We start from the raw sequence: 25,726 nt of genomic DNA, 5'->3' as shown, positions 1-25,726 counted from the left end.
TTATTTCTTCTTCGCTTCTTTACGAACAATATACTCACCAGCAAGTTTAACACCTTTACCCTTATATGGCTCAGGTGGACGAAATGCGCGTATTTCAGAAGCAACTTGCCCCAAAATTTGTTTATCAACACCTTTGAGTAATATTACTGTATTACTTGGAGTTTCCACTAAAACACCTTGTGGCAAATGATATTCGATAGGATGAGAATAACCCAAAGATAAAGTGATTGATTTATCCTTTGATTGTGCTCTATACCCAACACCAACCAATTCAAGTGTTACTACAAATCCTTCAGTAACGCCTTTAACCATATTATTTACAATCGCTCTCGCAGTTCCTGCTTGTGCCCAAGCTTTAGGGTCATTAGCTGCAGGAGCAAATTCAATATGATTAGCCTCATTATTTTTACTTACTTTCACTAACCGATTTATCTTTTGGGTTAATGTTCCTTTAGGCCCTTTTACAGTAATTTCACCTTCACCTAATGTTATTTCTACATTGGCTGGTTGAACTACTGGGGCTTTTGCTACTCTAGACATATTATTCCTCGCAAGTATTAAGCCACTTCACAAATGACTTCACCACCAACGCCTTTCATCTTAGCAGATATATGTGTCATTATACCTTGGGATGTAGACAATATGGCCACACCAAAACCAGGTATTGAAGTTAGTTCTTTATAAGATTTATAAACTCTCAAACCAGGTCTGCTTATTCTTTTTATTAATTCGATAACAGGTCTACCATGGTAGTACTTCAGTTTAATCGTCATTAATTTAAGATTATTATCAAGTGATTCAACAAAGAAGTCTTCGACATACCCTTCTTCTTTTAGAACACGAACAATTTCTTCCTTCAATTTTGAAGATGTTAAAGTTACTTGCTGATGTTTTGCTTGTTGACCATTTCTAATTCTGGTCAGCATATCAGCAACTGGATCATGCATACTCACAATCGTTCTCCAATAAAAATTACCAGCTGGATTTTCTTCCGCCTGGTATATTACCAACCATTAGTTGTTGTCTTAAGCAAATCCTACAAAGGCTAAATTTACGATATACAGCATGTGGACGACCACATTGTTTGCACCGTGTTTTATAACGAACAGGATTTGAATTTATAGGAAGTTTAGCTAATTTAGCCTGGCTATCCATAATTACTTGAAAATCGTCTGATGACTTGATTAACGTTTTTAATTCATTTCTGCGTTTTTTGTATTTTTCTACGAGTTTGCTACGTTTTAGCTCTCTCATAAGCATTGATTTTTTAGCCACAATTTCACCCTTATTTTTTATCTCTATCTTTCAATGGAAGGTTAAAGGCCTCTAATAAAGCTTTAGCTTCTTCATTAGTTTTTGCACTTGTAGTTATACAAATATCTAAACCACGAATACCATCTGTTTTATCGTAATCAATTTCAGGAAACACGATTTGTTCTTGTATTCCCATACTGTAATTACCAGTTCCATCAAAAGACTTAGGATTTAAACCCCGGAAGTCTCTTACACGAGGTAAAGTTATTGAAATCAACCTGTCTAAAAATTCATACATACGCTGCCTTCGGAGCGTTACCTTGCATCCTATTGGCCAACCTTCTCTAATTTTAAAACCAGCAATTGATTTTCTTGCTTTTGTAACAACCGGCTTTTGCCCTGCAATTAAAGTCATATCTTCAACTGCATGATTCATTACTTTTTTGTCACCTACTGCTTCGCCAACACCCATATTTAAAGTGACTTTGAGTAATTTAGGTACTTCCATCACACTGGAATAGTTGAACCGCTTCATCATCATAGGGACAATTTCTTTTTTGTAAATTTCATTAAGTCTTGTCATTTCTATCACCTAATCAAACACGGTCAATTATTTCATTGTCAGATTTAAAATATCTGACCTTCTTATTTGTACCGTTACTCTCAATAAATTTAAATCCTACTTTATCTGCTTTCTTTGTGTTTGGATTGTAATGAGCAACATTTGAAACGTGTACAGGTGATTCAAGAGTGATAATACCACCTTTATGTTCTGGTTTCTGTGGATTTGCTTTAACATGTTTCTTAATTAAATTTCCACCTTCAACTACAACACCATTTTCAGTCACACGTAACACTTTACCTTTATGACCTTTGCTTTTACCAGCGATTATAATTACTTCATCGCCTTTTTGAATGCGTTTCATATCTCAATCCTTCTCACAAAACTTCTGCAGCTAGAGATATTATTTTCATAAATCTCTCTCGTAGCTCGCGAGTAACAGGGCCAAAAATACGAGTACCAATTGGCTCGTTTTGATTATTTAAAAGTACAGCTGCATTGCCATCAAAGCGTATTAAAGAGCCATCATCTCTACGAACACCTTGTGCTGTTCGAACTACTACAGCTTTCATCACCGCACCTTTTTTCACTTTACTTCTTGGTATCGCGTCCTTAATGCTCACTTTGATGATATCCCCTACACGAGCATATCTTCGGTGTGAGCCACCAAGCACTTTAATACACATAACTTTACGTGCTCCGCTATTATCAGCAACTTCGAGCACTGTCTGCATTTGGATCATTTTATTCTCCAGCTCTGATTACGACCAGAAAAAGGTTGCTGATTATATCAGGCCTTTTAGGGTTTTAAAAGTAAATCAACATTGTTGATTAAGAAATTACTTCAACTAATACCCAGCTTTTTGTTTTAGAGAGTGGTCTTGACTCACGAATCTTAACTATATTACCAATTTGACATACTTGTTCTTCGTCATGGGCATGAAATTTAGCTCTACGCTTAATTATTTTTCCATACTTTGGATGTTTAACAGAGCGCTCAATCATCACGACTATAGTTTTATCCATTTTGTCACTAACAACTTTTCCAACTAACGTTCTGGCATTTGATTCACTATTAGACATGTCACTTACCTGCCTTTTCAGTCAACATTGTTTTTACTCTTGCCACTGATTTACGCACCATAGTGATAAGATGAGTTTTATCTAGTGAGCCACTTGCTTTTTTCATTCGTAAATTTAATTGTTCTTTACGTAATAAAAGTAATTCATTTTGCAATTCTTCAATTGATAAATTGCGTAATTCATTAATTTTTTTCATTACATCACCTTCCTTTCTTCGAATATCACTTTGAAAGGAAGTTTGGCTTTAGCCAGGTCAAAAGCTTCCATCGCAAGCTCTCTGGATACGCCTTCCATTTCAAATAAAACTTTGCCAGGTTGTATTTGAGCAACCCAATATTCGACACTACCTTTACCTTTACCTTGTCTCACTTCTAAAGGCTTTTGAGTAATAGGCTTATCTGGAAACACTCTAATCCAAATTTTCCCACCGCGTTTAATATGACGGGTCATTGCTCTACGAGCTGCTTCAATTTGTCTGGCAGTCAATCGGCCACGTTCTAACGCTTTTAAACCAAATTCACCAAAACTGATGTTACTGCCTCGTAATGCTAAACCTCTATTACGACCTTTCATCTGTTTTCGGTATTTTGTACGTTTCGGTTGTAACATGATTCTTAATCCTCACTTACTGCGCACTGTCAGTTGATCTTTTCTTCTGTGGCAGAACTTCACCCTTGTAGATCCAGACTTTTACGCCAATAATACCGTAGGTAGTTTTAGACTCTGCTGTACCATAATCTATATCTGCTCTAAAGGTATGTAACGGTACGCGACCTTCACGATACCACTCACTGCGCGCAATTTCCGCTCCACCGAGTCGTCCACTAACACAAATTTTAATTCCTTTTGCACCTGCTTTAAGTGCTCCAGTCACTGCACGTTTCATAGCTCGTCGAAACATAACTCGCTGTTCTAATTGTTGTGCAATACTTTCAGCAACAAGCGTAGCATCCAGCTCAGGTTTTTTAATCTCTTCAATATTAAGATGAACGGGAACACCTAATTTGCTGGATATCTCAGCACGTAGGGCTTCAATACCACCACCTTTTTTACCGATGATGATACCGGGTCTTGCAGTGAGTATTGTTACAACAGCATTATTCGCTGGACGCTCTATAAGAATCTTACTTACAGCAGCAGCCATAAGTTTCTTTTTTAACTCAGTACGTAACTTTATGTCCTGAATTAAAAACTCAGCGTATTTTTTACCAGCAAACCACTTGGAATTCCAATCTTTAATAATACCTAGGCGAATGCCTATAGGGTTAACTTTTTGTCCCATTGCTATTCCTCGTCAGATACTTTAATCGTGATATGGCAGGTACGTTTGCAAATTCTGTTTGCACGTCCTTTAGCTCTGGGACTAATGCGTTTTAATGTCATTGCTTCATCAACGCAGACCATACCCACTTTTAAATCATCAATATCTGCCCCGTTATTATTTTCAGCATTGGCTATAGCTGATTCCAACAACTTAAGCATTAATTGAGCACCTTTTTTTGGTGTAAACTTGAGGACATCAAGCGCACCAGATACTTTCATATTTCGTATCATGTCTGCTACCAATCTGCCCTTTTGAGCGGATAAGGGAGCACCTTTCAATTTAGCTGTAACTTCCATCATATCCTCTTATTTGCCTTTAGCCTTTCTGTCACCAGAATGACCTTTAAATGTTCGAGTCATGGCAAACTCACCTAATTTATGACCGACCATATTATCTGTAATATAAACAGGGATATGATCTTTACCGTTATGTACTGCAATTGTAAGGTCAATCATTTCAGGTACAATTGTTGAACGTCTTGACCAAGTTTTAATTGGTTTTTTTGATTTAGATTCGATTGCAGCTTCAACTTTGCTAATCAAATGATGGTCAACAAAAGGACCTTTTCTTATAGAACGAGCCACTTGATATCCTCTCAATAATTATTTCTTCTTGCGTCTTCTGACAATAAAATCATCAGTACGCTTATTACTTCGGGTTTTATAACCTTTAGTTGGTACTCCCCAAGGTGATACAGGATGACGTCCACCAGAAGTACGTCCCTCACCTCCACCATGTGGGTGATCAACAGGGTTCATAGCAACACCACGTACAGTTGGACGAATACCTCTCCAACGTTTAGCTCCTGCTTTACCTAATGAGCGTAAGCTGTGCTCGCTATTACTAACTTCCCCAATTACTGCTTTGCATAAAACATGGATTTTACGCATTTCACCTGAACGCAGCCTTAATGTTGCGTAAACACCTTCTTTTGCAACAATTTGACCACTGGCACCAGCACTTCGTAATATTTGTGCCCCTTTTCCTGGTTTCATTTCAACACAGTGAATGGTAGTACCGACAGGAATATTTTTCAATGGCAAACAATTTCCAATGCTTATAGGTGAATCAGCACCACTGACAACACTATCTCCAACATTCAAGTTGGCTGGTGCAATAATATATCTTCGTTCACCATCTTTATAAACAATCAAAGCAATAAGGGCAGTTCTGTTGGGATCATATTCAATGCGCTCTACACGTGCTTCAACACCATCTTTATTACGTTTAAAGTCAATAATCCGGTACTGATTCCGCTGTCCACCACCAATATGCCTTACAGTGATTCTACCTTGGTTATTTCTTCCGCCTGTTTTCTTTAGTTTTTCAACTAAAGCTGCGTGAGGTTTACCCTTGTGAATGTGGTGATGAACCACTCGTAACTCGCCACGCTTACCTGGCGATGTAGGTTTAGATTTTAATAGTGCCATCTTAATCTGCCTTATTCGGTAGCTGTAAAGTCAATATCTTGATCTGCATGAAGAGTTACAAAAGCTTTTTTCCAATCACTTCGCTTTCCGTTCATTTGTTTAAAACGCTTTGTTTTTCCCTTCACATTAACAACAGATACATTTTTAACTTTTACGTTAAATATATTTTCTACCGCCATTTTAATTTCAGTCTTAGTTGCATTTTTCAATACTTTGAAAGTAAACTGTTTAAGCTTATCCGCTATGACAGTAGCTTTTTCAGAAGTATGTGGCTCCCGTAGAACCATCAACAATCTTTCAGCGTTCATTGTAACTGTTCCTCAATTTTTTTAATTGCAGCTTCTGTAACAACAACCTTTTCAAATCTTAATAAGGATACCGGATCTACAGTTGTAACGTCACAAATATCATAATCAATTAAGTTTCTTGATCCAAAATATTCATTTTCACCAACTTCGGTCATTATAATCAGAGCATTTGTTACATTTAGCTGATTCATTTTGTTGATGAAATCTTTAGTCTTCTTACTTTCACATTGAAAGTCACTGACGACTAACAGGTTGCCTGTGCGACAAAGTTCGGAGATTATACTACGTAATGCACGTTTGTACATTTTTTTATTAAGTTTTTGTGAATAATCTCTCTTTTTAGATGCAAAGGTTACGCCACCAGTTCTCCAAATAGGACTTCTAATCGTACCAGCACGTGCACGACCTGTACCTTTTTGATTCCATGGCTTTTTTCCACCGCCTCTTACTTCAGCGCGAGTTTTTTGAGCGCTATTACCACTACGTGCATTATTCATATACGCTACAACGGCTTGATGAATCAAGCCTTCATTGTAACCATATGCAAATACATCTTGGTTCAGTGCTAATGTTGATTTTGTATCTATCGTAGTAATTTCCATCACTCACCTCGTGCTTGCTTTTTAGCTGCAGGCTTAATTTCTACTCTTGTACCAGGTGCACCAGGTATAGCACCTTTAATTAGAAGTAAATTTCTTTCAGCATCTACACGTACGAGTTCAAGACTTTGAACTGTACAACGAACATTCCCCATGTGTCCCGCCATTTTTTTGCCTTTAAAAACACGGCCAGGAGTTTGGTTTTGACCAATAGAACCAGGAACACGATGTGATCTAGAGTTACCATGAGTAGCATCTTGTGTTCTAAAATTGTATCGTTTAACGGTACCTGCAAAGCCTTTGCCTTTTGTAGTACCTGACACATCAACGAATTGGCCTGCTGTAAAAACATCTGTGATAGAAATCACTTGGCCTGCAGTAAATTTATCTTCAGAGTCTACTGGAAACTCAACGAGCATATCTCCAGCTTCAATTTCTGCTTTTGCAAAATGACCTGTTAAAGGTTTATTAACCTTTCCTGGCTTTTTTGCACCGCCTGTCAATTGAATAGCAGAATACCCATCTGTGGTTATTGTCTTAACCTGTGAAACTCGATTAGGATGTACTTCAACAACAGAAACAGGAACTGACACTCCATCTGCCATGAAGACTCGAGTCATACCGATTTTACGGCCTAATAAACCGATCATCATTGTAACACCTCTTTAATATCCTTCACCTTAAAATTAGTCGTCAAGGCTTATCTGAACATCAACCCCTGCAGCCAGATCTAACTTCATCAATGCATCTACTGTTTTTTCAGTTGGATGTACGATAACGACCAGGCGTTTGTGGGTACGTAATTCATATTGATCTCGAGCATCTTTATTAACATGCGGTGAAGTCAATACAGTAAATTTTTCCTTGCGAATTGGCAATGGTATTGGTCCACGAATTTGTGCACCAGTACGCTTTGCAGTCTCCACTATTTCTCGAGTTGATAAGTCAATCAACCGATGATCAAAGGACTTTAATCTTATTTTAATGTTTTGATTGCTACTCATTGTAATTACTCGATAATTTTAGCGACAACACCGGCGCCAACAGTACGGCCACCTTCCCGAATTGCAAAACGTAAACCTTCATCCATCGCAATGGGTGCATGTAAATTTACAACCAACTGTACGTTATCTCCAGGCATTACCATTTCAACTCCAGATGGTAAATCACAAGTTCCTGTTACGTCTGTTGTTCTAAAATAAAACTGTGGTCTATATCCATTGAAAAACGGGGTATGTCGTCCACCTTCTTCTTTAGATAACACGTATACTTCCGCTTCAAATTTAGTGTGAGGCTTAATTGTACCTGGTTTGGCTAATACCTGACCACGCTCAACTTCGTCTCGTTTTGTTCCACGGAGTAATATACCAACGTTATCACCTGCACGTCCTTCGTCTAATAACTTACGGAACATCTCAACACCAGTACAGGTAGTCTTTGCAGTATCACGAATTCCTACAATTTCGATCTCTTCGCCAACTTTGATAATTCCGCTTTCGATACGTCCTGTTACTACTGTTCCTCGGCCAGATATTGAAAATACATCTTCAATCGGTAATAAGAACGATTTGTCAATGTTTCTTACAGGCTCTGGAATATAAGAATCCATAGTCTCTACCAATTTCTCTATTGCTGGCACCCCAATATCACTGGTATCACCTTCTAATGCTTTCAATGCAGATCCAACAACAATTGGAATATCATCACCAGGAAAATCATAACTGCTCAACAAATCACGGACTTCCATTTCTACAAGCTCTAAGAGCTCTGGATCATCAACCATGTCCGCCTTATTCATAAACACTACTATGTAGGGCACCCCTACTTGTCGTGACAATAGAATATGTTCTCTAGTTTGAGGCATAGGACCATCTGCTGCAGATACTACAAGTATCGCTCCGTCCATTTGTGCAGCACCTGTAATCATGTTCTTCACATAGTCAGCATGTCCGGGGCAATCAACATGCGCATAGTGTCTGTTCGCTGATTCGTATTCAACGTGCGCTGTTGAGATTGTGATGCCTCGCTCTCTTTCTTCTGGTGCAGCATCGATCTGATCGTATGCTTTTGCTATACCACCAAACTTCTTCGCCATAATCGTGGTAATCGCCGCTGTTAATGTGGTCTTACCGTGGTCTACGTGACCGATCGTTCCCACATTCACATGTGGCTTTTTACGTTCAAATTTTTCCTTCGCCATTTCAATAACCTCGTTAACTTTTTATTGTTTCTTAATAATTGCTTCAGCAATGTTAGTTGGTGCTTCCGCATACTTAGAAAATTCCATAGTATAAGTTGCTCTTCCTTGAGTAGCAGAACGTAAATCGGTCGAGTAACCAAACATCTCTGCGAGTGGAACTTCTGCTCTAACAATTTTTCCTGCTGGTGAGTCTTCCATTCCTTGAACCAAACCACGTCTTCTGTTAAGGTCGCCCATAACATCCCCCATATAATCCTCTGGGGTTACAACTTCGACACTCATTATCGGCTCAAGTAATACTGGTTTAGCTCGTAATGCACCTTGCTTGAAGCATTGAGAACCAGCAATTTTAAATGCCATTTCACTAGAATCCACTTCGTGGAATGAACCGTCGAATAATGTAACCTTCACGTCCACTACTGGATAACCAGCGATAACACCATTTTGCATTTGCTCTTGAATTCCCTTGTCAACTGCGGGTATATACTCTTTAGGAATAACACCACCAACAATTGCATTGACGAATTCATAGCCTTTACCCGGCTCTTGGGGTTCAATCTTCAACCAGACATGACCATATTGACCACGACCCCCTGATTGTCGAATGAATTTGCCTTCTTGCTCTATTGGTTGCTTAAGTGTTTCACGATACGCAACCTGAGGTTTACCAACATTGGCTTCAACATTAAATTCCCGCTTCATACGGTCTACAATAATTTCTAAATGAAGTTCACCCATACCTTCAATAATGGTTTGCCCTGACTCTTCATCAGTATGAACACGGAAAGAAGGATCTTCTTGAGCTAACTTTCCAAGCGCGATACCCATTTTTTCTTGATCGGCTTTTGTCTTGGGCTCAACAGCTACAGCAATAACAGGGTCTGGAAAGTCCATTCGTTCTAGTATGACGACATGCTCAGTGTCACACAATGTATCTCCAGTAGTCACAGACTTTAACCCAACTGCCGCAGCAATATCACCTGCTTTAACTTCTTTAATTTCTTCGCGCGAATTGGCATGCATTTGTAATAAGCGACCAATACGCTCTTTTTTACCTTTAACAGAGTTGAATACTGTATCCCCACTTTTTAGGACACCAGAATAGGCTCTGAAATAGGTTAACGTTCCAACAAATGGATCGGTAGCAATTTTAAAAGCTAAGGCTGAGAATGGTGCATCATAACTTGTTTTACGAGAAGCTTCATCACCATGCTCATCAATGCCTTGTACATCTGGTATATCAATTGGTGATGGTAAATATTCAATAACACCATCCAGTACAGCTTGTACACCTTTGTTTTTGAATGCAGAACCACAGAAAACTGGAACAACCGCATTACTAATGGTTAATTGACGTAACGCCTGTTGAATTTCTTCTTCAGAAAGCTCTTGGCCTTCAAGATATTTTTCCATTAGTTCTTCAGTAGCTTCTGCAGCTGCCTCTACAAGCATTGCTCTATATTCTTCACACTGATCTTTAAGATCAGCAGGTATATCTTTATACTCGAAAGTCATACCTTTATTTTCTTCATCCCAATGAATTGCCTTCATTTTGATGAGGTCAATAACCCCTTTAAATTCTTCTTCAGCTCCAATTGGTAACTGAACAACTACAGGGTTTGAACCTAGTCTTTGTTTGATTTGGCTAACTACCCTAAGGAAGTTTGCACCCATTCTATCCATCTTATTAACAAAAACAATTCGTGGAACACCATATTTGTTCGCTTGTCGCCATACTGTTTCTGATTGAGGTTCTACACCAGCAACCGAATCGAACACTACGACTGCACCATCTAATACACGTAAAGATCGCTCCACTTCAATCATAAAGTCAACGTGTCCTGGTGTATCGATGATGTTAATACGATGTCGTTCGAACTGTTTATCCATACCTGACCAGTAGCATGTTGTTGCTGCTGAGGTAATAGTAATACCGCGTTCCTGCTCCTGAACCATCCAGTCCATTGTTGCAGCGCCGTCATGAACTTCACCAATCTTATGAGACATACCAGTATAATACAGTACGCGTTCAGTTGTGGTTGTTTTACCTGCATCAACGTGCGCTGCAATGCCTATGTTTCTATATAGTTTTAATGGAGTAGACACGGACTACCTCTCTTTTAGTTCCATCTAAAATGAGCAAATGCCTGGTTAGCTTTTGCCATTTTATGGGTATCTTCACGTTTTTTTACTGCAGAACCTTTACTTTCATAAGCATCCAGCAGTTCCCCAGCCAGGCGTAACATCATACCTTTTTCACCACGAGTTCGTGCAGCTTGAACGATCCATCTCATGCCTAACGCAATACTTCGATCATTTCTAACTTCAACTGGCACTTGATATGTAGCACCACCTACTCGGCGTGAACGAACTTCAACACTTGGTCGAACATTGTTTAAAGCATCTTCAAAGTAACGAAGAACTGTGGCAGAACCACTCGCACTACCAGATTCACCGCTCTCATCATCTGTCTTTTTCATCTTTTTAACACGCTCTTCCATAACAGATAAAGCGCCATAGATTATTTTTTCAGCAACAGATTTTTTTCCACTAACCATGAGCACGTTAATGAATTTTGCTAACAACTCACTGTGATGCTTTGGATCTGGCAAAATTTCTCTTTTGGGGACTTCTCTTCTTCTAGGCATTTCTATTTCCTACAATCAGTTATTTTTTATCTTTTGGCTTCTTAGTACCATATTTTGAACGACCTTGCTTACGATCGTTAACACCTGATGTATCTAAGCTACCTCGAACTGTGTGATAACGCACACCAGGCAAATCTTTAACACGACCACCCCTAATAAGAACTACAGAGTGTTCTTGAAGGTTATGGCCTTCACCACCAATATAGGATGTTACTTCAAACCCATTGGTTAAACGCACACGAGCAACCTTACGCATAGCTGAGTTAGGTTTTTTAGGTGTAGTAGTGTAAACACGCGTACATACTCCACGTCGTTGTGGACATGATTCCAGTGCAGGCACGTTACTTTTCTTCTTTACGTCCACACGAGGCTTTCTTACTAACTGATTAATAGTAGCCATTTATACTTAACTCCGATCTGTCTCTTTTGATTATTTCGAATACATAAGGAGGCCGGATTCTATATAGGTACGGCAGATTTGTCAAGTTTTAATCTGCCGTTTTCGATCCGAACTAGTGCTCTTGATTATCTGCGTTTAATGCTTCACTTAACGCATGCTCAACATCACTTGCAGTTACAGTATGTACTGGGTACTCACCGGCTGCAGCCTTAGCTCTCTTTATTTTACGACCTTGATGATAGGCATAACCTGTTCCAGCAGGGATCAGACGTCCAACCATCACATTTTCCTTTAGACCACGTAAATCATCTATTTTACCACTTACAGCAGCTTCTGTTAGAACTCTTGTTGTTTCTTGGAATGAAGCAGCTGATATAAATGATTCAGTAGCCAAAGATGCCTTTGTGATTCCTAATAAAATAGGTATCCCTCTGGCAACTTGTTTTCCTTCTGCAATAAGTTTGTCATTCTCTTGCAGCAAGACACTTTCTTCGATTTGCTCTCCCACCAAGAATTTGGAATCCCCAGCAAAAGTTATAACACGCTTACGTAACATCTGCCTTACAATTACTTCGATATGTTTGTCATTAATCTTAACACCTTGCAAGCGATATACATCTTGCACTTCATTTACGATGTAATTAGCTAATGCACCGACTCCAAGCAAGCGTAATATATCATGGGGATTAAGAGCTCCTTCTGCTATAATTTCTCCCCGTTCGACATGCTCACCTTCGAAGACAGAAATATGCCTCCATTTAGGAATGAGCTCTTCATGGCATTGGTCTTCAGAAACGTTGATAATTAATCTTCTTTTACCTTTTGTTTCCTTTCCAAAACTTACCATTCCCGAAACTTCAGCCATTACTGCAGAATCCTTCGGTTTACGGGCTTCGAATAAATCCGCAACTCGAGGTAGACCCCCGGTGATATCACGTGTTTTAGACCGTTCTTGAGGGATACGTGCGATAACATCCCCAATACCTACATGACCACCATCTTCAAAATTTACGATAGCATCTACCGGAAGATAATATTGAGCTGGAACATTGGTTCCTGCAAGATAAATATCCTCCCCAGTTTCAGTTACCAATTTAACCATTGGCCTTAAATCTCGTCCTGCAGAACTTCTTTGTTTCGCATCGATCACGACAATATTACTTAAACCTGTTAACTCATCTGTTTGTCGATTCATAGTAATGCCATCAAACAGGTCAACAAATTTTAAGTACCCTCCTACTTCAGAAATAACAGGGTGTGTATGAGGATCCCATGTAGCTATAATCTGACCGGCTTCAACATTTGAATTATCTTGGACAGTGATTACCGCGCCATAAGGAACTTTATATCGCTCACGTTCACGTCCAAATTCATCTACAATGGTTACTTCACCGGAACGCGATACTGCAACCAAGTTTTTATTTTCATGAGTTACTGTCTTAATATTATGTAATCTAATAACCCCTTTAGTCTTGATCTGAATATTATTCGCTGCGGTAGCCCTCGAAGCCGCTCCGCCAATGTGGAATGTACGCATGGTTAACTGAGTTCCAGGTTCACCAATTGATTGGGCAGCGATAATTCCAACAGCTTCACCAGTGTTAACAAGATGTCCTCGTGCTAAGTCACGTCCATAACACTTGGCGCATAATCCAAATCGAGTTTGGCATGTAATTGGTGAACGAACTAAAATTTGGTCCACACCTTGTTTTTCTAACTTCTCAACCCATGCCTCATCCAATAAGGTTCCCGCAGTGACAACGGGTTCACTGTGGTTAGGAATGTAAACATCAGCGGCAACTACTCGTCCCAATACCCGCTCATGAAGTGGTTCAACAATATCACCACCTTCAATTAATGGTTGCATTAGAACGCCAGTATCAACACCGCAATCATCCTCTGTAATAACCACATCTTGAGCCACATCAACAAGACGCCGCGTCAAATATCCAGAGTTAGCAGTTTTCAACGCCGTATCAGCCAAACCTTTACGCGCACCGTGGGTTGAAATGAAGTATTGAAATACGTTCAATCCTTCACGGAAATTAGCCGTAATAGGAGTCTCAATAATTGAACCATCTGGAGCTGCCATCAATCCACGCATACCAGCCAGCTGTCTAATCTGTGCAGCAGAACCCCTCGCCCCTGAATCAGCCATCATAAATATGGGGTTAAAGGACTCTTGCCTTATGAGCTCACCTTTCACATTAGCAACTTGTTCGGTTGCAATCTTACTCATCATTGATTTGGCAACTAACTCATTAGTGCGGGACCAAATATCAATAACTTTATTGTAGCGCTCTCCATTAGTGACTAAACCAGAACGGAATTGTGCTTCTATTTCCCTAACTTCATTATAAGCGTGATCAATAATACTCGCTTTATCGTCAGGTATTTCCATATCATCGATACCAATAGATGCACCGGAACGTGTCGCGTACTTGAAGCCTGTATACATCAATTTATCTGCAAAAATTACAGTTTCTTTCAGACCAAACGTCCTATAGCACGTATCAATAACTTTAGTAATTACTTTTTTAGTCATGGTACGGTTTATTTGCACAAAAGACATCCCTTTTGGCAATATCTGAGCTAGAATAGCTCGGCCAACTGTAGTCTCAACAAGATGATGTCCCGCTTCATTTTCTTTAGGCATACGAATCTTGATTTTTGCATGAATATCAAGATGGCCTGCTTCATAAAAATTCTGCGCTTCTTGTGCACTCACAAAAATTTTACCTTCGCCTAAAGCATTAACTTTTTCTCGAGTTAAGTAATACAAACCTAAAACAACGTCTTGGCTAGGAACAATAATTGGTTCTCCACTTGCTGGCGACAGAATGTTGTTTGTCGACATCATTAGTGAGCGTGCTTCCAACTGTGCCTCAAGTGTTAACGGCACATGCACTGCCATTTGGTCACCGTCAAAGTCAGCGTTATAAGCTGTACATACCAGTGGATGAAGTTGAATTGCTTTACCTTCAATTAAAACAGGTTCAAACGCCTGTATACCAAGTCGGTGTAGTGTAGGTGCTCTGTTAAGTAGAATAGGATGCTCTCGGATAACGTCATCTAAAATATCCCAAACAACAGATTCCTCGCGCTCAACCATTTTCTTAGCGGCTTTAATCGTTGTAGCTAGACCTCTGAACTCAAGCTTACTGAATATAAATGGCTTAAAGAGTTCAAGCGCCATTTTTTTTGGCAGTCCACATTGGTGGAGTTTTAAAGTAGGTCCTACAACAATTACTGAACGTCCGGAATAATCAACACGCTTACCCAAAAGATTTTGACGAAAACGGCCTTGTTTCCCTTTAATCATATCGGCTAATGATTTTAGAGGCCGTTTATTAGTGCCAGTGATTGCACGACCACGACGACCATTATCCAAAAGTGCATCAACTGATTCTTGCAACATTCTCTTTTCATTACGAACGATAATGTCAGGCGCATTAAGATCTAACAAACGTTTCAAACGGTTGTTTCTATTAATAACACGACGGTATAAGTCATTAAGATCGGACGTAGCGAATCGTCCACCATCTAATGGTACTAATGGCCTTAAATCTGGTGGAAGAACAGGCAAGACATCCATAATCATCCATTCAGGTTTATTGCCTGAATCATAAAATGCTTCAAGTAGTTTTAAGCGTTTAGTGATCTTTTTAATTTTCGTTTCAGAATTTGTAGTTGGTAATTCTTCACGTAAGCTTCTTATTTCGTCTTCTAAATCAACTTGGCGAAGTAAGTCACGAATTGCTTCCGCGCCCATTCGTGCATCAAATTCATCACCATATTGTTCCATTGCATCCAGATATGCCTCATCATTTAATAGTTGACCTCGTTCAAGTTCGGTCATTCCTGGATCAACAACAACAAATGCTTCGAAATATAAAACTCGCTCAATATCTCTGAGAGTCATATCTAAAAGCAGACCAATCCTGGATGGTAATGATTTAAGAAACCAGATATGTGCTACCGGGCTTGCAAGTTCAATATGGCCCATACGCTCACGTCGAACTTTTGCTAAAGCCAGCTCAACACCACATTTTTCGCAAATAACACCACGATGTTTCAATCGTTTATATTTGCCGCACAAACATTCATAATCTTTTACAGGTCCGAAAGTTTTAGCGCAGAATAAACCATCTCGTTCTGGTTTAAACGTACGATAATTAATAGTTTCAGGTTTTTTTACCTCACCATATGACCATGAACGAATTAGCTCAGGAGATGCTAAAGCAATTTTAATTGCATCAAACTCTTCACTTTGTCCCTGTTGTTTGAGGATACCTAACAGGTCACTCATTACAGGGGCTTTTCTCATTGGTTCATTCATTGGGTCGTCGCTTAGAGTACTCAAGTCTATGCCTCCAAAAATTTGTTAATCAGTATGTATCGTTGAAAAGTTAATCGTGTTCGAGTTCTATATCTATTCCCAAAGCACGGATTTCTTTCAATAGTACGTTGAAAGATTCAGGCATTCCCGGATCCATGCGATGGTCTCCATCGACTATATTTTTGTAGATTTTTGTTCTACCTCCAACGTCATCTGATTTTACAGTCAACATTTCCTGTAATGTATAAGCTGCGCCATATGCTTCAAGTGCCCATACTTCCATTTCTCCAAAGCGTTGTCCTCCAAACTGGGCTTTACCGCCAAGTGGCTGTTGTGTTACCAGGCTGTAGGAACCAGTAGAGCGAGCATGCATTTTATCATCAACCAGATGGTTTAGTTTTAGCATATACATGTATCCGACTGTTACCGGATTATCAAATCGATTACCTGTTCTACCATCATATAAAACAGTTTTTCCATCAGGTGATAGATCGGCCAGTTGCAGCATGCTTTTTATTTCTGCTTCAGAGGCCCCATCAAAAACAGGAGTAGCCATTGGCACGCCAGCACGCAAATTATCTGCCAAGCGATACAGCTCTTCATCATTTAGGCAATCGAGATTTACTCTTTGTATGCCATCGTGATTATATATTTTATTCAAGAAAGTTCGAATTTCAGTAGCATTCTGCTTTAAATCCAACATTTGAGAGATTTTATTTCCTAATCCTTTAGCAGCTAAACCAAGATGTGTTTCTAATACCTGTCCAATATTCATACGCGAAGGTACGCCTAATGGATTTAATACGATATCTACAGCTGTACCATCTTCCATATGAGGCATATCTTCTACTGGTACAACAATAGAGATAACCCCTTTGTTACCATGGCGTCCAGCCATTTTATCACCAGGTTGGATTCTTCGTTTAACAGCAAGATATACCTTAACGATTTTCAATACGCCAGGAGCTAAATCATCGCCTTGAATAATTTTCTTTCTGCTATCATTAAAGCGCTTTTCCATCTCTTTAGTCAGCATTTCCAGCTGCTTGGAAAGCTGTTCTAATTGCTGACTTGTTGTGTCATTTTCTAAACGAATATCGAACCATTTGTCTCTAGTTATACTTTGTAAATATTCTTGTGTTACTTTTGAACCAGGTCTCAAATTACCTGGGCCACCTGTAGCAACCTTGTCAAGAATAATATTTGATACACGATGATAAATATCTTCCTCACGAATACGACGCTCATCAACAAGATCTTTACGTACTCGAGCAAGATGCTCTTCTTCAATGCTCTTTGCACGTGCATCCTTTTCCAATCCATCACGCGTGAATACTTGTACGTCAATTACAGTACCATTCATACCTGATGGGACTCGTAATGAAGAATCTTTAACATCAGATGCTTTTTCGCCAAAGATAGCCCTTAATAATTTTTCTTCCGGGGTAAGTTGAGTTTCACCTTTAGGTGTTACCTTTCCTACTAATATATCCCCAGCATTAACTTCTGCACCAATATATACAACACCTGATTCATCCAAACTAGAAAGTGCTGATTCACCTACATTGGGTATATCCGCAGTTATTTCCTCTGCTCCCAATTTAGTATCTCGAGCAATACATGTCAGTTCTTCTATGTGAATAGTTGTAAAACGATCATCTTGAACAATACGCTCAGAAATAAGAATAGAGTCTTCGAAGTTGTATCCATTCCATGGCATAAATGCAACTAATAAATTTTGCCCTAAAGCAAGTTCCCCCATATCGGTACAGGGACCATCAGCTAAAACATCGCCTCTTTGAATCATGTCGCCTGTTTTTACAATAGGGCGTTGATTGATACAAGTATCTTGGTTTGAACGAAAATATTTGGTTAAATTATATATATCAACGCCTGTTTCACCAGCCGTTGTTTCATCATCATTCACACGTACAACAATACGTGAAGCATCAACTAGATCGATTACTCCTCCACGTTTTGCTACTACAGAAACCCCTGAGTCTGATGCAACGATGCGCTCCATACCAGTACCTACCAATGGCTTTTCTGACCGCAATGTAGGAACTGCCTGGCGTTGCATGTTTGATCCCATTAAAGCACGGTTTGCGTCGTCATGCTCCAGGAAGGGAATCAAAGAAGCCGCTACAGATACAATCTGTTTGGGCGAAATGTCCATGTAGTTAATCTTATCTGGAGTAGTCAGTGAGAACTCATTTTGATGTCTACAAGGAACCAAATCAGCTAAAATATTTCCATCCTCGTCAAGAGCTACACTTGATTGAGCGATATATTGGTCTACTTCTTCGATAGCTGATAAATATTCAATTTCATCTGTAACACGGCCCTCAATTACTTTTCGGCATGGAGTTTCAATAAAACCATAATCATTTGTTCGCGCATAAACAGATAATGAGTTAATCAAACCAATGTTTGGGCCTTCTGGCGTTTCAATTGGACATACTCGTCCATAGTGGGTGGTATGTACGTCACGGACTTCAAAGCCAGCACGCTCTCGAGTCAATCCACCTGGGCCCAAAGCTGATACCCTGCGCTTATGCGTTACACCTGATAGTGGATTTACTTGATCCATAAATTGAGATAACTGACTTGAACCAAAAAATTCCTTAATCGCAGCAGAAACCGGTTTTGCATTAATTAAATCTTGAGGCATTAAATTTTCAGATTCAACTAAACTCAATCGCTCTTTAACTGCTCTTTCAACGCGTACAAGACCAACTCTAAATTGGTTTTCAGTCATTTCACCAACGCTACGAACTCTACGGTTGCCAAGATGATCGATATCATCGACCATTCCAATACCGTTCCTAATGTCAATTAATGTCTTGATAACTGCCATTATGTCTTCTTTGGTCAATGTTCCCGGACCATCATCATTCTTTCGACCAACACGGCGATTAAACTTCATCCTACCTACTGCTGATAGATCATATCGCTCTTCTACAAAAAACAGATTTTTAAATAACGCCTCTGCAGCTTCCTTTGTTGGTGGCTCACCAGGACGCATCATGCGGTATATTTCCACAAGAGCTTCTAGTTGACTCGAAGTTGGATCGATCTTTACTGTATCAGAAATATAAGAACCATGATCTAAATCATTGGTATAAATCATATCAAATTCATGAATACCACTTGTGATCATTGCATCGAGTAAATCTTCTGTGACTTCATCATTTGCTTGTGCAACCAACTCGCCAGTTAAGGTATCAATAATATTTTTTGCTAACGTTTTGCCTATTAAATAATCTCGAGGCACAATGAGATCTTTCATCTGCGCCTTTTCCATTTGTTTAATATGACGCGCAGTGATTCTTCGTCCTTGCTCAACAATAAGCTCACCTGTTCCAGGCACAAGAATATCAAAAGATGCTATTTCGCCTCGTAGGCGTTGGGGAATTAAATCTATATGATATTCGCCATTTTTAAGATGACAGCTTGTCATTTCAAAAAACTCGCCCAGAATATCTTCTGTTTCATAGCCTAATGCCCGTAGCAAAATACTAACCGGTAGTTTACGTCTCCTGTCAATTCGGACATAAACACAATCTTTAGGATCGAACTCAAAATCTAGCCATGAGCCTCTATATGGAATAATTCGTGCAGAATAGAGTAATTTTCCAGATGAATGGGTTTTACCCTTGTCATGTTCAAATATGACACCAGGTGAACGATGTAATTGAGAGACAACTACTCTTTCGGTGCCATTTATGACAAACGTCCCAACATCGGTCATTAAAGGTATTTCACCCATAAATACATCTTGTTCTCTAATATCTTTGATTGGCTTAGGATCTTCGCTTGCATCTTTATCAAGAATAACAAGTCTTATTTTAACCCTTAATGGTGCAGAATAAGTTAAGCCTCTTAATTTGCATTCGCGCACATCAAATGCTGGTTCACCAAGCTTATAGCCAACATATTCAAGTCTTGCATTGCCAGAAAAACTATCAATTGGGAACACTGAAGAAAATGCAGCATGTAATCCTGTATTAAAGTGTTCATTTGCTTTGCTATCGGCCTGAAGGAAATCCCTATAAGATTTTAATTGAATTTCAAGCAGATTTGGTATTGCCATTTTATCGGCCTGCTTACCAAAGCTTTTGCGAAATCGTTTTTTCTCAGCATGCGAATATTGAGGTTTAGCTTCTGCAACGGCCATGGTGTTTCCTCTGTAAATTATTGATGACTTCAAACACGTAAACCCAGCCATGAAAACATGGCTGGGTTCCTATCTCATTGATATAACTTTATTATTTAACTTCTACTGAAGCACCGGCTTCTTCAAGTTCTTTCTTGATATTAGCAGCTTCATCTTTAGATACAGCTTCTTTAATTGTTGAAGGAGCGCCTTCTACTAAATCTTTAGCTTCTTTTAAGCCAAGACCAGTAATTCCACGAACTGCTTTAATAACATTTACTTTGTTTGCACCAAAGCTGGTCATAACAACTGTAAATTCAGTTTGTTCTTCAACAGCTGCAGCAGCAGCGGCAGGCGCAGCAACAGCAACAGCAGCAGCGGCAGCAGAAACATTAAATTTCTCTTCCATTGCTTCGATTAGTTCAACAACTTCCATAACAGACATGTTTGCTATGGTTTCTAAAATATCATTTTTTGACACAGCCATTACTAGCTCCTGATTTAAAATTAATTTATTGATTTAAAGAGATTTAACCTGCTTTCTTATCTTTTACTGCTGCTAAGGTTCTTACTAATTTAGCATGTGGCTCAGCAAGAGTTCGGACAAATTTTTCAACTGGCGCTTTCATCACATACATTAACTTGGCTATAGCTTCATCACGAGTAGGTAAGCTTGCAACAGCATCGATTTGATCTGCTGAATAAACTTTACCGCCAACTGATAATGCTTTAACTTCAAGTTTTTCAAATGTCTTTGAGAATTCTTTAAGTAGTCTTGCTGCATCACTAGGAGCTTCTAATGACAAAGCAACAAATAACGGCCCTACCAGCAAGTCGTTTAAGCACTCAAATTCAGTGTTTTTAAATGCTCTTCTTGTTAAAGTATTTCTTACAACACGAAGATAAACACCTGACTTACGTGCTTCACTACGTAAATGCGTCATTTGATTAACAGTTAAACCTCGATAATCAGCAACTACTGCCGAAATAGCCTTTGAGGCGACCGCAGTCACTTCTTCAACAACAGCTTTTTTTGCAGCTAAATTTAATGTCACGTTACTGACCTCCTAATAGTTACAAATCACGAGGATTTGTCAGTTATGGTGGCCGTCTCTGTAAATTGGAGCCGGTTCACCGTCTGCGCAGGAAATTAAGCGATTGCACCTGCGGTCTTCGACGGCATGGAACCAAATCTATGCCGTGAATTCTTAAAATGGGTGGATATATTACACAGGTATTGATGAAATATCAATAGACAAACCAGGTCCCATTGTCGTGGACAAAGAAATTTTCTTTAAATACTGTCCTTTTGATGAAGAAGGCTTTGCCTTTTTCAAGTCATTTATTAAGGCAACGATGTTCTCAATAATATCTTCAGCTGCGAAATCAACTTTTCCAACAGTACAATGAATAATACCATTTTTATCAGTTCTGTAGCGTACTTGTCCTGATTTTGCATCTTTCACTGCAGCTTCAACATTCGTAGTAACGGTTCCAACTTTTGGATTTGGCATTAAACCTCTTGGACCTAACACTTGACCAAGTTGACCAACAATGCGCATTGCATCTGGAGTTGCAATGACAACATCAAAATCCATGGCTCCACCTTTAATTTTTTCAGCTAGATCTTCAAACCCAACTATATCTGCACCGGCATCTTTTGCTTTAGTTGCATTATCACCTTGAGCAAAAACTGCTACACGGACAACCTTTCCTGTACCTTTGGGTAAATTAGTTGATGAACGGACTACTTGGTCTGATTTCCGAGGATCAACACCCAAGTTCACACTGATATCAAGGCTTTCACGGAATTTAGTTGATGCAAATTGTTTTAAAATGCCTATTGCATCATTTGCACTATACAAATGACCCGCCTTAACTACGTCTAAAATCTTTTTTTGTTTCTTAGATACTTTTGCCATGGCAACCCCCTATTCTAAACCTTCAACGTCAATACCCATACTGCGTGCTGTACCTGCAATACATCTAACTGCTGCTGCTAAACTCGCTGCTGTTAAATCAGGTTCCTTAAGTTTTGCAATTTCTTCGAGTTGCTTGACGTTAAGTGTGGCCACTTTTTTCGTGTTGGGTGTGCCACTTCCGCTTTGAATACCTGCTGCTTTTTTCAAGAGAACTGAAGCAGGAGGTGTTTTTGTAACGAAAGTAAAACTGCGATCACTATATACAGTGATTACAACAGGAGTAGGTAACCCTTGCTCCATTTGTTGTGTCGCTGCATTGAAGGCTTTACAAAATTCCATAATGTTAACACCCCTTTGACCTAATGCAGGTCCTACAGGTGGACTTGGATTTGCTTTACCAGCTGGAATTTGTAACTTAATATAAGCTTCTACTTTTTTTGCCATGATTACTCCTTACGGGTTAAGCGCTAGTCTTAGTGATTTCTTAAGCTCTAGCTCCCCTAACATAAAACAGTTCACGATTAAATTAGTTGCATTATCTATATTTAATCAGAACCCCTTAGCGAACTAAGTCTTCTCTACTTGACTAAATTCAAGTTCTACTGGAGTTGAGCGTCCAAAAATTAGAACTGCCACTCTCAATCTGCTTTTCTCATAATTAACTTCTTCAACAACTCCATTGAAGTCAACAAATGGACCTTCTTTTACTCGTACAACCTCTCCAGGCTCAAATAAAATTTTGGGTCTTGGCTTAGTTACTCCATCCTCTACTCGCTGCATAATTGCTCGAGCTTCTTTGTCTGTGATAGGTGTAGGAGTTTGACTTGTTCCACCAATGAATCCTAAAACTCTTGGTATCGCTCGTATCATATGCCAAGTTTGATCATCCATAACCATGTTCACTAATACATAGCCTGGGAAAAATTTTCGTGTACTCTTGCGCTTTTGACCTGAACGCATCTCAACAACTTCTTCTGAGGGTACGACAACTTCACCAATTTTATCTTCTAAATTATGGTGCTTTGCGCGGGATATAATTTCACGCATAACAAAATTTTCATAGCCGGAATAGGCATGTACAACATACCATTGTTTGGATTTTTGCTCTTCCACCGAATCACCCTAAATGCGTTATTTTTGCGATAGCCCACATCATTATTGAATCCACTCCCCAGAGTATAAATCCGGTTAATGTAACCATAACAATAACGATTGTTGTTGTTTGTACCGTTTCTTGACGTGTAGGCCAAACGACCTTTAATAGCTCAACTTTTGATTCTTGAGCAAAGTGATACACTTTTTTACCTACAGAGGTTAGATATGCCAAAAACATAGCTAATAAAAACCATGCAAGCCATATTATGGAAATTATAGGGCCTGATAAAGTGTAATAATAAGTGCAAAAAAAGGAGGCTAAAGTTATAAAAACTATTGCGACCCAAGAGACTATATCTTTAGTATTACTTTGAGCTTCGTTCGAACTTTTCATATTCACTTGTTTGTTGGCAGGCCAGGAGGGAATCGAACCCCCAACCTGCGGTTTTGGAGACCGCCACTCTGCCAATTGAGCTACTGGCCTATATTTATTTGGCATGGACCATCATAGCACATGCCATAAAATTCACCTTATTACTCGATAATTTTAGCGACAACACCGGCGCCAACAGTACGGCCACCTTCCCGAATTGCAAAACGTAAACCTTCATCCATCGCAATGGGTGCATGTAAATTTACAACCAACTGTACGTTATCTCCAGGCATTACCATTTCAACTCCAGATGGTAAATCACAAGTTCCTGTTACGTCTGTTGTTCTAAAATAAAACTGTGGTCTATATCCATTGAAAAACGGGGTATGTCGTCCACCTTCTTCTTTAGATAACACGTATACTTCCGCTTCAAATTTAGTGTGAGGCTTAATTGTACCTGGTTTGGCTAATACCTGACCACGCTCAACTTCGTCTCGTTTTGTTCCACGGAGTAATATACCAACGTTATCACCTGCACGTCCTTCGTCTAATAACTTACGGAACATCTCAACACCAGTACAGGTAGTCTTTGCAGTATCACGAATTCCTACAATTTCGATCTCTTCGCCAACTTTGATAATTCCGCTTTCGATACGTCCTGTTACTACTGTTCCTCGGCCAGATATTGAAAATACATCTTCAATCGGTAATAAGAACGATTTGTCAATGTTTCTTACAGGCTCTGGAATATAAGAATCCATAGTCTCTACCAATTTCTCTATTGCTGGCACCCCAATATCACTGGTATCACCTTCTAATGCTTTCAATGCAGATCCAACAACAATTGGAATATCATCACCAGGAAAATCATAACTGCTCAACAAATCACGGACTTCCATTTCTACAAGCTCTAAGAGCTCTGGATCATCAACCATGTCCGCCTTATTCATAAACACTACTATGTAGGGCACCCCTACTTGTCGTGACAATAGAATATGTTCTCTAGTTTGAGGCATAGGACCATCTGCTGCAGATACTACAAGTATCGCTCCGTCCATTTGTGCAGCACCTGTAATCATGTTCTTCACATAGTCAGCATGTCCGGGGCAATCAACATGCGCATAGTGTCTGTTCGCTGATTCGTATTCAACGTGCGCTGTTGAGATTGTGATGCCTCGCTCTCTTTCTTCTGGTGCAGCATCGATCTGATCGTATGCTTTTGCTATACCACCAAACTTCTTCGCCATAATCGTGGTAATCGCCGCTGTTAATGTGGTCTTACCGTGGTCTACGTGACCGATCGTTCCCACATTCACATGTGGCTTTTTACGTTCAAATTTTTCCTTCGCCATTGGAAAGTCTCCCCATTTGCTATTTTACGTTATGGTGCCCACAACTGGACTCGAACCAACGACCTCTTCCTTACCAAGGAAGTGCTCTACCGCCTGAGCTATGTGGGCCTTACATACTCGCTTGCTGACTATATGCACAAGCAAATATTACTATTAATTTGGAGCGGGTGATGGGAATCGAACCCACGCTATCAGCTTGGAAGGCTGAAGTTCTACCATTGAACTACACCCGCTTGTATTTGTCCTTCTCAAAATTGGTGGAGGGGGAAGGATTCGAACCTTCGAAGGCTGAGCCGTCAGATTTACAGTCTGATCCCTTTGACCGCTCGGGAACCCCTCCAAAAAGAACATTATTGTCTTTTAAGATGAATAGAATGTCAACATATTGTTAACGGTTAACCTCACAAGATGGTGCCGGCACTAGGAATCGAACCCAGGACCTACTGATTACAAGTCAGTTGCTCTACCAACTGAGCTACGCCGGCATATACTTTTTTGCTCATGCTCTAGGCAATATTGTGACTTCCAGCATTAAGATGCTCGATTTGCCACTAAAAAAGACCCTGGCGATGACCTACTTTCACATGAGGAAGCCTCACACTATCATTGGCGCATGTTCGTTTCACTTCTGAGTTCGAGATGGATTCAGGTGGTTCCAAACCGCTATAGTCGCCAGGAAAA

Annotated in this window: 30 protein-coding genes, 5 tRNA genes and 1 rRNA gene; all 36 read right to left on the bottom strand. The window is 39.6% G+C overall.

The window, feature by feature from the left end:
- Nucleotides 1-540: a 50S ribosomal protein L6 gene (gene rplF / locus EKG34_RS06110; protein WP_003633066.1), complete on the bottom strand. Its 540-nt coding sequence runs from the start codon at nt 538-540 to the stop codon at nt 1-3.
- Between the two features lie 17 nt (nt 541-557).
- Nucleotides 558-947, bottom strand: coding sequence for a 30S ribosomal protein S8 (gene rpsH, locus EKG34_RS06105; protein WP_003633068.1), 390 nt, complete (start codon nt 945-947; stop codon nt 558-560).
- A 25-nt stretch (nt 948-972) separates the two neighbouring features.
- Nucleotides 973-1,275 (bottom strand): 30S ribosomal protein S14, encoded by a 303-nt coding sequence (gene rpsN, locus EKG34_RS06100; RefSeq protein ID WP_003633070.1) that lies wholly within the window; start codon nt 1,273-1,275, stop codon nt 973-975.
- Nucleotides 1,276-1,285: 10 nt separating this feature from the next.
- Nucleotides 1,286-1,837 (bottom strand): 50S ribosomal protein L5, encoded by a 552-nt coding sequence (gene rplE, locus EKG34_RS06095; protein WP_003633073.1) that lies wholly within the window; start codon nt 1,835-1,837, stop codon nt 1,286-1,288.
- A 13-nt stretch (nt 1,838-1,850) separates the two neighbouring features.
- The gene (rplX, locus tag EKG34_RS06090; RefSeq protein WP_003633075.1) at nt 1,851-2,180 is read right to left on the bottom strand and encodes a 50S ribosomal protein L24; all 330 of its coding nucleotides are present in this window, start codon (nt 2,178-2,180) and stop codon (nt 1,851-1,853) included.
- Nucleotides 2,181-2,193: 13 nt separating this feature from the next.
- Nucleotides 2,194-2,559 carry a 50S ribosomal protein L14 gene (gene rplN / locus EKG34_RS06085; protein ID WP_003633077.1) on the bottom strand — a complete coding sequence of 122 codons (366 nt, stop codon included), beginning with the start codon at nt 2,557-2,559 and terminating at the stop codon, nt 2,194-2,196.
- A gap of 88 nt (nt 2,560-2,647) precedes the next feature.
- Nucleotides 2,648-2,899 (bottom strand): 30S ribosomal protein S17, encoded by a 252-nt coding sequence (gene rpsQ / locus EKG34_RS06080; RefSeq protein WP_003633080.1) that lies wholly within the window; start codon nt 2,897-2,899, stop codon nt 2,648-2,650.
- 1 nt (nt 2,900) lies between these two features.
- Nucleotides 2,901-3,095, bottom strand: a complete 195-nt coding sequence (rpmC, locus tag EKG34_RS06075) for a 50S ribosomal protein L29 (protein ID WP_003633082.1) — start codon at nt 3,093-3,095, stop codon at nt 2,901-2,903.
- On the bottom strand, nt 3,095-3,508 hold the full coding sequence (gene rplP / locus EKG34_RS06070; RefSeq protein WP_003633085.1) for a 50S ribosomal protein L16: 414 nt from the start codon (nt 3,506-3,508) through the stop codon (nt 3,095-3,097). Before rplP ends, rpmC begins: the two co-directional genes overlap by 1 nt.
- 16 nt (nt 3,509-3,524) lie before the next feature.
- A complete protein-coding gene (gene rpsC, locus EKG34_RS06065; protein ID WP_003633086.1) occupies nt 3,525-4,181 on the bottom strand; it encodes a 30S ribosomal protein S3 in 657 nt (218 codons plus the stop codon).
- A gap of 2 nt (nt 4,182-4,183) precedes the next feature.
- The gene (gene rplV / locus EKG34_RS06060; protein ID WP_003633087.1) at nt 4,184-4,519 is read right to left on the bottom strand and encodes a 50S ribosomal protein L22; all 336 of its coding nucleotides are present in this window, start codon (nt 4,517-4,519) and stop codon (nt 4,184-4,186) included.
- 9 nt (nt 4,520-4,528) lie between these two features.
- Nucleotides 4,529-4,807, bottom strand: a complete 279-nt coding sequence (rpsS, locus tag EKG34_RS06055) for a 30S ribosomal protein S19 (protein ID WP_003633088.1) — start codon at nt 4,805-4,807, stop codon at nt 4,529-4,531.
- An 18-nt stretch (nt 4,808-4,825) separates the two neighbouring features.
- A complete protein-coding gene (gene rplB, locus EKG34_RS06050) occupies nt 4,826-5,653 on the bottom strand; it encodes a 50S ribosomal protein L2 (protein WP_003633089.1) in 828 nt (275 codons plus the stop codon).
- Between the two features lie 11 nt (nt 5,654-5,664).
- Entirely contained in the window at nt 5,665-5,961 is a 297-nt protein-coding gene (gene rplW, locus EKG34_RS06045) for a 50S ribosomal protein L23 (protein WP_003633090.1), read from the bottom strand.
- Nucleotides 5,958-6,563: a 50S ribosomal protein L4 gene (gene rplD, locus EKG34_RS06040; RefSeq protein WP_003633091.1), complete on the bottom strand. Its 606-nt coding sequence runs from the start codon at nt 6,561-6,563 to the stop codon at nt 5,958-5,960. Before rplD ends, rplW begins: the two co-directional genes overlap by 4 nt.
- Nucleotides 6,563-7,213 carry a 50S ribosomal protein L3 gene (gene rplC, locus EKG34_RS06035; RefSeq protein ID WP_003633092.1) on the bottom strand — a complete coding sequence of 217 codons (651 nt, stop codon included), beginning with the start codon at nt 7,211-7,213 and terminating at the stop codon, nt 6,563-6,565. The genes rplD and rplC overlap by 1 nt, the downstream gene beginning before the upstream one ends.
- A gap of 33 nt (nt 7,214-7,246) precedes the next feature.
- The gene (gene rpsJ, locus EKG34_RS06030) at nt 7,247-7,564 is read right to left on the bottom strand and encodes a 30S ribosomal protein S10 (protein WP_003633094.1); all 318 of its coding nucleotides are present in this window, start codon (nt 7,562-7,564) and stop codon (nt 7,247-7,249) included.
- Nucleotides 7,565-7,569: 5 nt separating this feature from the next.
- Nucleotides 7,570-8,760, bottom strand: coding sequence for an elongation factor Tu (gene tuf / locus EKG34_RS06025; protein WP_004450463.1), 1,191 nt, complete (start codon nt 8,758-8,760; stop codon nt 7,570-7,572).
- A 21-nt stretch (nt 8,761-8,781) separates the two neighbouring features.
- Nucleotides 8,782-10,866 (bottom strand): elongation factor G, encoded by a 2,085-nt coding sequence (fusA, locus tag EKG34_RS06020; RefSeq protein ID WP_004450465.1) that lies wholly within the window; start codon nt 10,864-10,866, stop codon nt 8,782-8,784.
- A gap of 14 nt (nt 10,867-10,880) precedes the next feature.
- Nucleotides 10,881-11,408, bottom strand: coding sequence for a 30S ribosomal protein S7 (gene rpsG, locus EKG34_RS06015; RefSeq protein WP_004450467.1), 528 nt, complete (start codon nt 11,406-11,408; stop codon nt 10,881-10,883).
- 19 nt (nt 11,409-11,427) lie between these two features.
- Nucleotides 11,428-11,808, bottom strand: coding sequence for a 30S ribosomal protein S12 (gene rpsL, locus EKG34_RS06010; RefSeq protein ID WP_004450478.1), 381 nt, complete (start codon nt 11,806-11,808; stop codon nt 11,428-11,430).
- A 112-nt stretch (nt 11,809-11,920) separates the two neighbouring features.
- On the bottom strand, nt 11,921-16,117 hold the full coding sequence (gene rpoC, locus EKG34_RS06005; RefSeq protein ID WP_012978804.1) for a DNA-directed RNA polymerase subunit beta': 4,197 nt from the start codon (nt 16,115-16,117) through the stop codon (nt 11,921-11,923).
- A 100-nt stretch (nt 16,118-16,217) separates the two neighbouring features.
- Complete coding sequence (gene rpoB, locus EKG34_RS06000; protein ID WP_004450481.1) at nt 16,218-20,324, bottom strand: DNA-directed RNA polymerase subunit beta; 4,107 nt, start codon at nt 20,322-20,324, stop codon at nt 16,218-16,220.
- A 91-nt stretch (nt 20,325-20,415) separates the two neighbouring features.
- A complete protein-coding gene (gene rplL / locus EKG34_RS05995) occupies nt 20,416-20,790 on the bottom strand; it encodes a 50S ribosomal protein L7/L12 (RefSeq protein WP_004450483.1) in 375 nt (124 codons plus the stop codon).
- 43 nt (nt 20,791-20,833) lie between these two features.
- Nucleotides 20,834-21,358 carry a 50S ribosomal protein L10 gene (rplJ, locus tag EKG34_RS05990; RefSeq protein WP_004450485.1) on the bottom strand — a complete coding sequence of 175 codons (525 nt, stop codon included), beginning with the start codon at nt 21,356-21,358 and terminating at the stop codon, nt 20,834-20,836.
- 171 nt (nt 21,359-21,529) lie between these two features.
- The gene (gene rplA / locus EKG34_RS05985) at nt 21,530-22,225 is read right to left on the bottom strand and encodes a 50S ribosomal protein L1 (protein ID WP_004450487.1); all 696 of its coding nucleotides are present in this window, start codon (nt 22,223-22,225) and stop codon (nt 21,530-21,532) included.
- A gap of 9 nt (nt 22,226-22,234) precedes the next feature.
- Nucleotides 22,235-22,669 (bottom strand): 50S ribosomal protein L11, encoded by a 435-nt coding sequence (gene rplK, locus EKG34_RS05980; RefSeq protein WP_004450488.1) that lies wholly within the window; start codon nt 22,667-22,669, stop codon nt 22,235-22,237.
- A gap of 123 nt (nt 22,670-22,792) precedes the next feature.
- Complete coding sequence (nusG, locus tag EKG34_RS05975; RefSeq protein WP_004450489.1) at nt 22,793-23,338, bottom strand: transcription termination/antitermination protein NusG; 546 nt, start codon at nt 23,336-23,338, stop codon at nt 22,793-22,795.
- 4 nt (nt 23,339-23,342) lie between these two features.
- Nucleotides 23,343-23,714 (bottom strand): preprotein translocase subunit SecE, encoded by a 372-nt coding sequence (gene secE / locus EKG34_RS05970; protein ID WP_004450492.1) that lies wholly within the window; start codon nt 23,712-23,714, stop codon nt 23,343-23,345.
- A 14-nt stretch (nt 23,715-23,728) separates the two neighbouring features.
- Nucleotides 23,729-23,804, bottom strand: a tRNA-Trp gene (locus EKG34_RS05965).
- Between the two features lie 50 nt (nt 23,805-23,854).
- Nucleotides 23,855-25,045 (bottom strand): elongation factor Tu, encoded by a 1,191-nt coding sequence (gene tuf / locus EKG34_RS05960; RefSeq protein WP_004450463.1) that lies wholly within the window; start codon nt 25,043-25,045, stop codon nt 23,855-23,857.
- 32 nt (nt 25,046-25,077) lie between these two features.
- A tRNA-Thr gene (locus tag EKG34_RS05955) sits at nt 25,078-25,153 on the bottom strand.
- Between the two features lie 51 nt (nt 25,154-25,204).
- Nucleotides 25,205-25,278 (bottom strand) — tRNA-Gly (locus EKG34_RS05950).
- A gap of 22 nt (nt 25,279-25,300) precedes the next feature.
- A tRNA-Tyr gene (locus EKG34_RS05945) sits at nt 25,301-25,385 on the bottom strand.
- Nucleotides 25,386-25,454: 69 nt separating this feature from the next.
- Nucleotides 25,455-25,530 (bottom strand) — tRNA-Thr (locus EKG34_RS05940).
- A gap of 76 nt (nt 25,531-25,606) precedes the next feature.
- A 5S ribosomal RNA gene (gene rrf, locus EKG34_RS05935) occupies nt 25,607-25,722 on the bottom strand.
- Nucleotides 25,723-25,726: the final 4 nt, after the last annotated feature.

The organism is Legionella longbeachae, from assembly GCF_004283175.1.
Taxonomy (GTDB): Bacteria; Pseudomonadota; Gammaproteobacteria; order Legionellales; family Legionellaceae; genus Legionella; species Legionella longbeachae.
The sequence above is the reverse complement of the archived record's forward strand: the minus strand, read 5'-3'. Positions and strand labels throughout refer to the sequence as shown.